General features: G+C 59.3%; 8 protein-coding genes. 2 read left to right on the top strand and 6 right to left on the bottom strand.

The window, feature by feature from the left end; translation table 11 throughout:
• The first annotated feature begins 465 nt into the window (after positions 1-465).
• Positions 466-4,977 (top strand): ribonucleoside-triphosphate reductase, adenosylcobalamin-dependent, encoded by a 4,512-nt coding sequence (gene nrdJ / locus NW816_RS00565; RefSeq protein ID WP_414407958.1) that lies wholly within the window; start codon positions 466-468, stop codon positions 4,975-4,977.
• A gap of 128 nt (positions 4,978-5,105) precedes the next feature.
• On the top strand, positions 5,106-6,107 hold the full coding sequence (gene pheS, locus NW816_RS00560) for a phenylalanine--tRNA ligase subunit alpha (protein ID WP_414407871.1): 1,002 nt from the start codon (positions 5,106-5,108) through the stop codon (positions 6,105-6,107).
• Between the two features lie 67 nt (positions 6,108-6,174).
• Here pheS and NW816_RS00555 read toward each other — a convergent pair whose 3' ends face one another.
• The 6 genes from NW816_RS00555 to rpmA form a co-directional block, all read right to left on the bottom strand.
• Positions 6,175-6,471, bottom strand: coding sequence for a PipX family protein (locus NW816_RS00555; protein WP_414407870.1), 297 nt, complete (start codon positions 6,469-6,471; stop codon positions 6,175-6,177).
• A gap of 191 nt (positions 6,472-6,662) precedes the next feature.
• On the bottom strand, positions 6,663-7,238 hold the full coding sequence (locus tag NW816_RS00550) for a TIGR04376 family protein (RefSeq protein WP_414407869.1): 576 nt from the start codon (positions 7,236-7,238) through the stop codon (positions 6,663-6,665).
• Positions 7,239-7,434: 196 nt separating this feature from the next.
• Positions 7,435-8,190: an ABC transporter ATP-binding protein gene (locus tag NW816_RS00545; protein ID WP_414407868.1), complete on the bottom strand. Its 756-nt coding sequence runs from the start codon at positions 8,188-8,190 to the stop codon at positions 7,435-7,437.
• Between the two features lie 54 nt (positions 8,191-8,244).
• Positions 8,245-10,056 carry an MBL fold metallo-hydrolase gene (locus NW816_RS00540; protein ID WP_414407867.1) on the bottom strand — a complete coding sequence of 604 codons (1,812 nt, stop codon included), beginning with the start codon at positions 10,054-10,056 and terminating at the stop codon, positions 8,245-8,247.
• A gap of 488 nt (positions 10,057-10,544) precedes the next feature.
• A complete protein-coding gene (locus tag NW816_RS00535) occupies positions 10,545-12,047 on the bottom strand; it encodes a cellulose synthase (RefSeq protein WP_414407866.1) in 1,503 nt (500 codons plus the stop codon).
• 226 nt (positions 12,048-12,273) lie between these two features.
• Positions 12,274-12,543, bottom strand: a complete 270-nt coding sequence (gene rpmA / locus NW816_RS00530) for a 50S ribosomal protein L27 (RefSeq protein ID WP_011432382.1) — start codon at positions 12,541-12,543, stop codon at positions 12,274-12,276.
• Positions 12,544-12,565: the final 22 nt, after the last annotated feature.

Genomic DNA, 12,565 nt, shown 5'->3' with positions numbered 1-12,565 from the left:
TGGCTCAGCGGCACGGAGCGCTTGCAGGGCTGCCTTGTAAACCAGCCCAGAGGCCCGCGGTTAGGCAACCGGCTCTAGGGCTACCCAAAGCCCCCAACTGCCCAGGTAGGTTCCATTGAAGACGGCAAGCAGCCCCTCAACTTGGGATCCCTCTCCTCCAGTGTAGCCCCTCTGCCGGGCCCTCCGTTTCCTTGAGGCTTCCCCCCGGCAGACAGCGGGCCCTGCCCTATCCCTAGAGGATCTTGAGGATCTCCTCGGAGCACAACACTACCTACAACACCAGACCCCCGAAGATTGTGATAACGTGGTTGGGCATTGGGTCGGCGGGGCCAACCAGCACTCAAAAGTTGGAACGACCGAGCTTTAGCAGGGGAGCTTTGCAGGAGGGGTGTGGCTATGGTGTGGACTTCGTCCCACTCAGGCGAACAGAGCGAAGAAGTGCAGGGACTTGATCCCGCCCAGACGATGGGAGCCGCGCCTCCAGGCGAGTTTCCGGCCACAGCCCCGGCGGCCAGCCCGGTGTTCTACCGCACCTACAGCCGTCGCCGCCCAGATGGCAGCCGCGAGACTTGGAGCGAGGTTTGCGATCGCACCTTGGCCGATATTGCCCGGTTGGGGCGCTTCACCCCTCAGGAGCGGCAGTTGGTAGAACGTCTGCAGCGGCAGTTGAAGGCGTTGATCTCCGGTCGAGCCTTGTGGGTGATGGGCACCGACTGGATCCAGAAGCCGGAAAACTTCTCCGGCGCCTACAACTGCACCAGCACCACCGTGGTGGACTGGCAGGCTTTTGGCCTGATGATGGATTTGGCCATGATGGGCTGCGGCACAGGAGCGGTGCTGGAACCCCAATTCATCAACCGCTTGCCTCCCATCCTCAACCGCCTTCAGGTTCACGTCAAGGGATCCATCGGCGCCACCCCTCCCGAAGAGCGGCAGGAACACACCCGCATCCACCGGCAGGGATCCCAGGTGCACATCCAGGTGGGAGACAGTCGCCGCGGCTGGGTGGATTCGTACCAAGCGCTGCTGGAGCTGGCCTCGGATCCCGGCTTTGGCGGTCAGGTGGACGTGACGGTAGATCTGAGCGATATCCGCCCTGCCGGCGAGAGGCTGAAGGGATTTGGGGGCGTGGCCAACCCCATTAAGCTGCCCGGCTTGTACGAGCGCTGTGCCGCCATTCTCAACAGGGCAGTAGGGCGGCAGTTGAACTCCGTGGAATGCTGCCTGCTCATTGACGAGGCGGCGGTGACGGTTGTGGCGGGGAACATTCGGCGGTGCTTACCTGAAAATGCCTTGGTGCACACCTCACAAGGTTTGGTGCCCATCAAGGACGTGCAGGTAGGAGATTGGGTTCAGACCCCCCTTGGGTTTCGTCGGGTGGTCAACAAGTTTGACCAAGGGATCCAAGAAGTTTACGAAATAGAGACCAACGCCATTCCTTTCTTCTCAACCCCGAACCATCGCCATGCGGTTTTGGCAGACGCTCAGGGGAACATCGAATGGAAAAGTACCCACGAATTGGCTGAGGGCGACCGCCTGCTGCACAACACCCAAGTTCTCCCCGGCACGATTACCCATCTGCCTGAGGACTTTACGGGATCTCGTCCAAAACAAAGTCATACCGCAAAACCCCTGACCATCCCGCCCCTGACTCCAGAAGTGGCCTGGTTGATTGGGTTCACCCACGGGGATGGGTATGTTGCGCTGGGACGCAACCGCTACGGCAAGCCCTACGGTCGGGTAGAGTGGAGTGCGAATGCTCTGGATCCGGAGCTGCTTTCCCGTCTCCAAGCCAAGCTGGAGCAGGGACTAGCTGCGTTTGGGCTGACAGCCACTTGCAGCTACTTGCAAGGGGAGAACACCGCAAAGTTCGTGTGTTCCTCCATCCGGCTGGCGGAGTATTTCCAGCGGCACATCAAGAAACCGAAGCAGCCCCTGCAAGTTCCCGACTTTATCCTGCGCGGCACCGTTGAGGTACGGTCAGCTTACCTGGCGGGCCTTATCGACAGCGATGGGTCGATCTGCAGTCGCCCGCCCCAATTAGCAACAACCGTTCACCGTTCCTTTGCCCTTCAAGTGGCGGCTGTTCTGTCTAGCCTGGGTATTGCAGGCCGACTCAAAATTATCTGCCCCCATCAGGAGAACTGGCAGGTTAAATACAGTCTCACCCTGCCGGCATTCAAGGATCGGTACAACGCCTTGGTGGCTCCCTACTCAGCCAAAGGGAAGTTGCCCCAGGGGCTGAAGATGTATGGCTTCACAATTCCGGGTTCCATGCTGCGGGAAGTGTACAGCTACACCGAGATGCGCGGCATGGGTTTCCAAGGAGCTCGGTCGGTGGAAGCTAACTATGAACGTTACCTGGCTGAGTCAGAGGTGGATCTGGATATCCCTGTGACATTCAAGGGCTTAGGCAGCCACGACTGGATACAAACCTACGACATTGAAGTCGAAGAGGCCCATTGCTTTTACTGCAATGGCTATCTCACCCACAACAGTGCCGGTATGCGCCAATTTGCTGCCGACGACGAGCTGGGATCCACCGCCAAAGACAACTTGTGGCAGCAGGACGAAAACGGCAACTGGAGAATTGACCCCGAGCGAGATGCCCTGCGCATGGCCAACCACACGCGGGTGTTTCACCGCAAGCCGACGCGGGAAGAATGTGTTGAGGCCGTGCGGAAGCAGTTTTACTCAGGCGAGGGGGCCATCCAGTGGGCCGGGGAAGCCGTAGCACGGGCCAATTGCGACCTTATCCCACCCGACCTAAAACCCGACTTTCTCAAAGCCTATGAGGCAGGAACGGCCCGAGAATGGCTAAAGGGACGGGATCCCTCCCTAGGGGAAGAGGAACTTCAGGATCGCCTGTGGCGCTATGGGCTGAACCCCTGCGGTGAAGTCGTCGGCCATAACTTCCACTGTGTAGCTGGCTCCACCCTACTGATCACCCGTGATGGCTTGCACCCGATTCAGTCCCTTGTAGGGAAGCCGGTGGAAATTTGGAACGGTCGCCGCTGGAGTTGGGTGGTGCCTGTATGTACGGGGCGCAACCGTCAGATGTATCGCGTGATCTTTGCCGATGGCACCTGGCTGGACGTGACGGGACAGCACCGCTTCTTCGTGAGCGATCGGTTCAGCAGTACCTACACCGAACTCACCACGGAGGAACTGAGAGAGCACCTTGCCAGGCATCCTTACGCCCTGCACACCGAGCCGTTCCAAATTGACTACCGCGACGGCGAGCTAGTCGATCCCATCTGGGCCTACACTCTGGGTCAACTGGTGGGAGATGGATCCCTGTGCAAGTCCAACGGTAGGCCGCAGCTACAGCTACATCTTTACGGAGCCAAGAGCTACCGCAATCTGACTTTGGCCGGTCGGACTTCCGGTCAACTCCGGTACTATGCTACAAGGGCAGAGTCCTCAATCCCCTGCTTGCTCTATACGGGCTTTCACGAATTTGATCCCGAACAGGTACGGGCCCTTAAGACAGAAGCCCAAGCCCTGGAAAAACTGGCAGCGTGGAACCGTGAGGGCATCCTGCACTTCATTGCCGGGCTGATTGATGCGGACGGTTCGGCAACTTCCTCTGGTGGAGTGCGGCTCTATGTCTCTGGCTATGATCGGGCCTATCGCCTGTACCTGCTGCTGCTGAAGTGCGGCATTCGCTCCTCCATTAACCTAGCGGCCAAGGCCGGGAGCGAGACCAACCTGGGCAGGCGACGAAAGGATCTGTGGTATCTGCAAATTACAGACTGTGCCGCCATTCCCTGTCAGCGAGTGGACACATCCAGAGGCCATGTACCCCAAGCCAAGGCAAAGTGGCAGGTAATTCGTTCTGTGGAGCCGCTCCCAGATCTGCACGACAGCTTCTGCTTCAATGAGCCGGAGTTCCACAAGGGCGTCTTCGGCGGCACACTGACCGGGCAATGCAACTTGGCCGAGATCCACCTCAACCGTTTGGATCCCCACAACCGGCAAGAGCAAGAGGAAGCCTTCACGGCGGGAGCCCTCACGGTGGCAGCCCTACTCCACCACCGCTTTGTGGAACCCCGCTTTCAGCGTTCGCGGGAATGGGATCCCATCGTCGGCGTCTCGTTCACAGGGCTGTTCGATTTCTGCGTCAAAGCCTTTGGGGTAGAGTGGCTGCGCTGGTGGCAGGAAGGGAGACCGGATACGCCCGCCGGGAAGGAATTCAAGCAGCAGGAGCGGGAATACCTCAGCCGCTGGAAGGAGATTGTCCACCGCGTGGTGTGGGACTACTGCGATCGCCACGGCCTGCGCCGCCCCAACCGCTGCACCACGGTTCAGCCCGCCGGCACCAAGTCTCTGCTCACCAACGCCTCTCCCGGTTGGCACCCGCCCAAGGCCCAACGCTATATCCGCCGCATTACCTTCGCCAAAAATGACCCGGTGGCGCTGGCCTGTCTGGACTATGGCTATTCGGTGGTGCCTGCCCAGGCAGACAAAGATGAAAACGGAAACTTGCTCAACGACCCCTTTGATCCCCGCTGTACCGAATGGCTGGTGGAACTGCCTGTGGAAGTGGAATGGGCCAACCTGCCCGGTGCTGACCAGATCGAGATCGAGCAATTCTCGGCCCTGGCCCAGTTTGACTTTTATATGCAGGTTCAGAGGTACTACACCACCCACAACACCTCCGCCACCATCGAGCTGCGGGAAGACGAGGTGGAAGCCCTGGGATCCCGCATTTACGAAGCCATCCGCGATGACGAGGGATACATCAGCGCAGCGCTGCTGGCCCGCTTCGATGCGCCCTTCCCCCGTCTGCCCTTTGAGAAAATTGACAAGCCCACCTATGAGCGGCTGGTGGCCGAGGTCAAGCAGAGACGGCGGACAGATAACTTCTTCGCGGCCCTGGCCCGCCACGACCGCAACCTGACCCTGACAGCAGAGGGGCCGGCGGGGTGTGATGCTTTGGGGTGTCTGCTGCCAGATTCGGCGCCTCAGAGCTAACCCCCAAATTCTCCCCGCTGCTGGCCATCCCCACTGGCTGGGAAAGCACAGTCAGGCTCCCTCCTGTGATACTTTTATAGGGATTCCCTCAACCCCCAGGGATCCCTTCTGCCCTTGGAATCGGCCCCATGCAAGACGAAAAAGACACGCTTCGCCAACAGCTTCTCACCCTGCAAAGCGAGGCCCTCGCCCAAGTGGAACAAGCTGACGGTCTGGAGGCTCTGGAACAGATCCGCATCGACTACCTGGGCAAGAAAGGTAAGCTCTCCAAAATCTTGGGGGGAATGGGGAAGCTGCCCCCAGAAGAACGGCCTGCCATTGGCGCTTTGGCCAACACCTTCAAAGAAGCTCTCCAATCCAGCCTGGAGCAGCGCAAACAGGCCCTTGGCGAAGCTCAACTGCTGGCCCGCCTAGAAGCAGAGCGCCTAGATGTCACCATGCCCGGGCCCCGTCGGCCTCTGGGGCGAATCCATCCGCTGCAGGCCACCATCGACCGCATGCTCGATATCTTTGTGGGAATGGGCTACACCGTGGTGCATGGGCCTGAGCTCGAGACGGAGTACTACAACTTCGAGGCCCTCAACACCCCTGCCGACCATCCGGCGCGGGATATGCAGGATACCCTCTACCTGGCCGACGGCTATCTGATGCGTACCCAAACCTCCTCGGTTCAAGTGCGCTACATGGAGCAACACCAGCCGCCGCTACGCATTGTGCATGCCGGTCGGGTAATGCGCCGCGATACCGTGGATGCCACCCACTCCGCCGTGTTTCACCAGATGGAAATTTTGGCGGTGGGCGAGAACCTCACCTTTTCCGACCTGAAGGGCACCCTCAACACGTTCATCACCCGCCTATTGGGCAAGCGAGAAACCCGCTTTCGGCCCAGCTATTTTCCCTTTACCGAGCCTTCTGCTGAGATGGACGTGCGCTTTGGCTCGAAATGGCTGGAAATCTTCGGCTGCGGCATGGTGGATCCCAATGTATTTCAAGCGGTGGGCTACGACCCGGAGCGCTACACCGGATTTGCGGCAGGGATCGGCATTGAGCGGATGGCCATGCTCCTCCACGGCATTCAGGATATCCGCCTGTTTTATACCAGCGACCTGCGCTTTCTGTCTCAGTTTTAGGTGGCTATCTTATCTGAGGAACAAAACCCTCGTCCTGAGCCCTGCAAGACCTTCAGAAAACCCTCTTTCAGGAAAAGGTTTGCTTGTAGATCAACTGCAATTGTTCTAGCTCATCTTGGCGGGCAGCACGGCGCAGCAGGCGCATTTGCTCTTCGATGAGCTGGCGAGCCTCATTACGGCTAATCGGATCGAAGACCAACTCCTCCATGGCAGCAGGATCCCCGCTGTTATCCGGCGGCCTGAAGTAAACCCGAAAAAAGAGCCTTTGGGCGTAGAGAGTGGTGAAGAGAGCCTGATTTTCGCCGACCTGACACAGGCTGTAGAGCAGACCAAATGTGGGGTGATTCAGATACAACTCATTCATGCCCAATAGCGTATCACTCTTGGGGGAGAGGAGAGACTTTTCTTCCCGGTCGGTGCCAGAGAAAGTTCTGGAAATGATGTGGCTATGGCTCTTGAGACCAAGGGCTTAAATCACAAGTTCCGCCCAGCTCGATTTTGGCTGTTGCGACTGGATTCAACATTAGCAAACTAACAAGATTTTGGGTCAGGCTGTTACCGCCGCTGCTGTTCCCGCACCTTCCTCTTCGTGTCATTCAATTCGTTTTCCACCTCTAGCTGACGAAATTGCTCTTCCAATTCATCCCAAGCCTCGAAAGGTTTTCCCCAAGGGCTGAAACCCAAGTCCGGGCTGTCAACGCCTTTGGCTTGTGCGGCTTTTACCTCCTGCAGCTTGGTCTTCACCTCTTGGCGGCGCTGGCGAATTTGCGGCAGCAGCGCTTCCATTTGTTGGATTTTCTCCTTTTGGGCCTTCATTTGACTCCATAGCTGGCTGCCCCTCTCCAACAGCTCAGCTTCCCGGCGTCGCGCTCCTTCGGCTAGGTCGGGGCGATTGGCCCGCTGCGCCTTCTCAATGCGAAAGTGCCAGGTTTTGATCTCCTCAGCCAAGTTGAGAATGCTTTTTTGGAGAGCTTCCTCTTGGGCGCGGCTTTCCTGCAACAGCCGCAGGGTATCGGATTCCTGCTGGCGCAACTGCTCATCGAGGGCTTGCAGCTCGATCTCAGGGTGGGCCCTGAGAAATTCTTCCAGGCGGGTTTCCAAAAACCGGATGATATCTTCGATCAGTTTCATGGACGGATCCTCTTCCCAAGCCCTCAGTTGCGTTTAGAGTAGCCCAAGCTGGGCCATCCTAGATAGGGTTATCCCATGCCCGTTTAAGACATTCCCTTCGACCTTCACCCAAAGTGAGGCCAGGGATCCATCCGGCACGCCAGTTCACCGCAACTGGGAACTCTCCTGAACCCAACTGCCCCCAGGCGGATCCCTCTCAATCCAGCAAACGGCCATCTCCAACCCGGATAATGCGCTGGGCGGCCTGGGCTACTTTAAGGTCATGGGTGACCACGACCAGGGTGATGCCCTGCCGGTGGAGCTCCGCAAAAAGGTTCAGCACTTCCTGGCCGGTATGGCTATCCAGAGCCCCAGTCGGCTCATCAGCCAGCAACAGTTGGGGTCGGTTGACAATGGCACGAGCAATCGCCACCCGCTGCTGCTGGCCGCCGGAGAGTTGGGCCGGACGCTGCTGCAGTTTGCTCCCCAAGCCCACTTGTTCTAGGGCTTGCTTGGCCCGCCGGCGTTGCTCCGGCTCCGGGATCCCAGCATAGGCCAAGGGCAGCATGACGTTCTCCAGCGCTGTCAGGACGGGCAGGAGATGGAACTGCTGGAAGACAAAGCCGATTTTTTGGTTGCGAATGTGGGCCAAATCGCGATCGGTCAGGGTGGAAACTTCCACCCCATCCAGCCAGTAGCGCCCTGAGCTGGGCCGATCCAAGCAGCCGATGAGGTTCATCAGGGTGGATTTGCCGGATCCAGAGGGCCCCATAATGGCGCAATACTCTCCCGGCTGGATCGCCAAGTCGATATCGTAGAGGGCCTGAAAACTGCCCTCCGGCAGTGGATAGACTTTGTTCACCCCAACCATCTGCACTACGGGCGGGCTGGCCGCAGCCAAGGCCTCGGCTGGGCGCTCCAGGGATCCGACCGGCCCACGGCGATGATTTGCCCAGGAATCTTGCTCAAGCATGGTTGGCACCGCGACTTGCCCCATTCTAGCCTTTGGGCTTCCCTGGCTTGACGGCTAACCGGAAGAGCGGATCTCCTGCGGCTGATGGTAGGGGCAGCTCCCCTGGGGATCCACCCTGAGGCGGTAGAGGGGAGAGCGTTCCTGATCGCAGCGAAAGGCTTGGGCTTGGGAAGTCAAGATCTGGCGGGCAAAGCGACAATTTTGGCACTTTTTGCCACCGTGATGACTGGATACAGAAGGCTGTTTTGGACGCGGCACGATCCCTGCTGGAGAAGGGGCAGCCTCTGCCGGGCGGATCAGCTCCCGTGGAGAAAGGCCGCGCAGCACCAGTTCGGATCCCTGCCAGCGGGCTTCCACCAGGCCGGTATCGGCCCAGGCCAGCCAACGGGGATCCTGGGTGATCTGGGGCGGCAGACGCACCTGTACCCCCGCCAAAGTCCGCGGCGACCCCTGCTCCTGCCAAACTTCTTCCACCTCCCCCTCATAGCGCAAAGGGGGATCCCTGATCTCGGCGGGGGAACCGGCCTTCAGCTCCGCGAGCCTAACTGGGGTTTGTAGGTGCCCATCGGGCAACTCCAGCCAATGCCCAGGCTGAGGGCAGTGGACATGGTAGCGATTGCACAGCTCCGGCAGATCCGCCAGATCCTGAGCCTGCTTGGGGTCGGCGTGAACCAAGACCAAATGCTGGGGGCGAAAGGTGTGGATGATCTGGGTGAGATGCCCGACATCGTTGTGGCTGTGCCAGGTTATCCATTCAACGGCAATGCGGGAGCGCAGCGGCGCCGGCCAACGCTCAAACGGGGTAGCCAGTTCCACCTCCGGCAGCCGCACCAGCAGACAGGAGCGCTGCGGTTGGGCCAGCAATCTCGACCAGATGGGATCCCAAGCCTCAGGCCCAGCATCGGCATCGCACAGCAGCAAGCCTTGGGGCAGAGGATCCGCCTCGGTAAGGGGCTGCACCTGGGGGTGTAGGCGGTCTTCCCAGAACAAAGGCTGATAGGTGGCGAAATTGCGCACCGCCTCCGGCAGGTGGGGAAGCAAACGCTCATAGAGATCGCAGCCTGCCGCCAACCCTGGCGCCACCCACACCTTATCGCCGCGCAACGCTTTCGCGGACAGCACTTGGGGAGACTGGGTAAAGCGATGGTGGGCTTTGAGGAGAAAGATCAGCTCCTGCCCCAACCCCAGCACCGGCAGCGGAAACAGCACCGTTTGCCCTGCTTCCAGGGCGCTGAGCAACCGCTCCACCAGGCGATTTTCCAGGTGACGACGGGCCGGATGACGGGTGGATCCCAGCGAGGCTTCCATAAGCAGCACATCCGGCTGCCAGTGACGCAAAGCGGCGAGATCCAAGCCGGGGGCAAAGCGAGTTGAGGCCAGCGAACAGTCGCCCGTGTACACACAGGTTTGGGCCGGAGAGGTTTGGGTATTTTGCAGCAGGGTCGCCGCCGCCCCTGGCAGATGCCCAGCCGCAAAGAAAGTGAGCATCAGATGGGGCAAAATCTCTCGCGCCCGGCCCAAAGGCAGCGCCCGAAAGGGGGGAAAGCGAATGTCCCGGTCGTAGCCCGGCCAAATACCGCGCTCCCACAGACCAGCGGCCAAATGGGCGGTCACCGGCGTGGCGTAGAGAGGTACCTGAGGATAACGGCGATGAAAGGCAGGCAGCCCCTGCACATGGTCGAAATGGGCATGGCTGCAGATCACCGCATCCGGGATCCCTGGCAGAGCCTTAAAGAGAGCAGGAGCGGGCAACCCACAATCGAGAAGCAAGCGGTGGCATCCGATCTCCACCCAATAGGCACAGCCCTGTTGACGGGGATCCGTACCCAGGGGTAGCAGTCGCAGGGGCGGTCTCTCTGACTCCACAGTTGCGTCGTTTTTACCTACAAGCCTACAAGACCACTTAAAGCCTGAAAAAACGGTTGGGAACTCAGACAGGGACTCCCCCCAGCGCTTACTAACGCACTCTCTTTTCTAGCAAATCAACTCGGCGTCGTTTTATGTTCTGGGTCTCTACAGTCCTAATGAGTCCCGATTCTAGGTCAAGCTAAGATACCAATCTAGATTCCAGCATAGCTTTTGCCATCCAACCCTTTCCACATAGCAGAGAGATAGAATCCCAACAGCCAGGTTCCGGAGAGGGTTGCCAGCTCAGGAGCAGATCGTCAGTTTGGACGCGGGCTGTCTTGGCTCTGCACCCCTAAGAATCTCCGCTCGTGCCAGCGGTGCGAAGCCCTTACAGTCGCTTCAGTCTGGGGTGAGACACCCGGACTACTGAGAAAAACCTTCTGACCCGGTGCATTATTGCTCCGCAACGTTGACGCGACCCATGTTTCAGGTGTGAGCGCAGTGCCTTAGTTTGAATCCAGATGACCGTAATTCTCCTCTGCCCACTCGGCGGTGCGGTTGTTGAGCAGGGCAAGGCCGGCAAAATCGTGATCGTCGGGGCGAGCCGTCAGGATCATCAAGTTGTAGAAAGCCCAGACCAAACCAAAGATCAGCTCAGACCAAGGGGGATCCCAACTGCCGGCAGAACGCAGGGATCCCACCCCCATAGCCAGAAAAGTCAGCACAATAGCCAGAGCCTGAGGCCCCAAGGAGAGCTGGGAAGGCTGTTCGGGATAGGGGAGCGCCCCCTGCAGACCTTGCACCAGCGCCTGGATGGACTGGAAAAACTGGCTGCCCGTCTGCCGTTCCGACTGCCAAGCTGCCCCCCACAAATGCGGGGGAAAGGCCAAGAGCCAACTGATGCGCCCTAGGAGAGCATAAGGCAAAAACCACGCGAAGAAGACCCGGTCAAAGGCCGGCACCGGCATCCACCCCGTGCAGAGAAAGACCATCGGCACCGCCAAGTAGACCAGCTCCGCCATCCCACCGGCAGCCCAGAGGGCCAGCCACAGGTATTGAAAGCGCTGCTGCTGCGTGGTCGGCTTGCCCCAGAAGGGATTTTCCCTCAAGGCCGAAAACAAAGCCAGCAAAGCAACGCGGCGGTTGCGCAAGGGCAACAAAACACCCGTAACCTGGGTTTGGCGAACCAATTGAGACTGCCAGCCGCGGCAGTGCATCTGACACCCCAACTGCACAGGGCGACGAATGTCGATCCGCGGGATCCCTTCCAAAGCCTTGCGCCGGATGAGACAGCCAGAACCCAACAGGGGTGCCGCCTGATACCCTTCGGATCCCACCGCCAAAAGCTGTTGCAGGGGGTGAACGGCTCTGGGCTGGCCTAGGGTGCGCAGCATCGCCTGCACAAACCCGATACGATTGGCGATGGGAGCCCGCTCCGGCGAGTCGTAAAAGCGGGGCAAGGTCTGCCACAGGAAGTCCGGCTCGAGAAAATGGCCCGGCTGCACCAGGAGCAGATACTCCCCTTGGATGTGAGGGGATCCCATCGCGTAAGCCAGGGGGTCGGCTGTGGGGCTAGGGCAGGCCCAGTATTCGCAGGGAATGGCCCGGGCCGCCTTGGCCATCTCCTCATCCTCTACCCGATCCACAATGTGGACAAACAACCGCTCCCAAGGGTAGTCGAGGTGCAGAGCCGAAAGCACTGTTTGCCGGGTTGCCTCCAGAGAATCCCACTGGCGCAGCACCAGTACATCCACCCGCGGCAATTGGAAAAACGACCGCCGCAGGACCTCTGGGGATGGGATCGTCTCTCTCGGCACCTGGGGATAGCGGCTGAGGGTAAAGCCCACCGCCGCCAGCCAAACATACAGCTCTGCCCCCCAAAACAAAAGGGATCCCAAATCCATCAACCCGGCTGTCAGTCGCCAGTAGAGGTACATCACCCCGGCAATGAGGTGAAGCAACCCTGCCCAGCGAAACAAATACACCCGCATCAGCTTTCTGCCTTCCACGCTTTTGCCATTTTCGCCCCTAAGTGGTCAGGGATCCCTAGCTCCTCTTCTCTTCCGGCTGGCCCCAATCCTCAAGAACGAAAAAAGTTCAGGAATCAGCAACAGCAAAACCCTGTCTGCTCTGGAGCAGACAGTTTTCAGCCCGGCAAGCAGCTTGGTCGACAGAAGCGAGAATCTTCTCTTGCGGAAGAAACTCTCCCAGGCAGTTTCAAAGCTGGGCCTTTCCCTACTGGGCAGCCACCTCAGCTGGGTAGACACTCACCTTTTGCCGCCACTTGCCATAGCGCTCAAAAGTCACAATGCCGGTGACCACAGAATACAAGGTGTCGTCGCCGCCGATGCGCACGTTCACCCCTGGGTGAAACTTGGTGCCCCGCTGCCTGACCAGAATGTGGCCGGGATGCACCAGCTCGCCCCCATAGCGCTTCACCCCCAGCCGCTTGGCATTGGAATCTCGACCGTTGCGAGTGCTGCCCGTTCCCTTCTTATGAGCCATAACGCCTCCTATGCAACTGCGT

The sequence above is a fragment of the Synechococcus sp. W55.1 genome, assembly GCF_047461655.1.
GTDB lineage: Bacteria > Cyanobacteriota > Cyanobacteriia > Thermostichales > Thermostichaceae > Thermostichus.
This window is presented reverse-complemented; position numbering and strand designations above follow the sequence as displayed.

Excerpts from the sequence above, each read along its gene's own strand:
- nrdJ (WP_414407958.1), top strand. The coding sequence starts at position 466 with ATGGGAGCCGCGCCTCCAGGCGAGTTTCCGGCCACAGCCCCGGCGGCC.
- pheS (WP_414407871.1), top strand. The coding sequence starts at position 5,106 with ATGCAAGACGAAAAAGACACGCTTCGCCAACAGCTTCTCACCCTGCAA.
- NW816_RS00555 (WP_414407870.1), bottom strand. The coding sequence starts at position 6,471 with ATGAATGAGTTGTATCTGAATCACCCCACATTTGGTCTGCTCTACAGC.
- NW816_RS00550 (WP_414407869.1), bottom strand. The coding sequence starts at position 7,238 with ATGAAACTGATCGAAGATATCATCCGGTTTTTGGAAACCCGCCTGGAA.
- NW816_RS00545 (WP_414407868.1), bottom strand. The coding sequence starts at position 8,190 with ATGCTTGAGCAAGATTCCTGGGCAAATCATCGCCGTGGGCCGGTCGGA.
- rpmA (WP_011432382.1), bottom strand. The coding sequence starts at position 12,543 with ATGGCTCATAAGAAGGGAACGGGCAGCACTCGCAACGGTCGAGATTCC.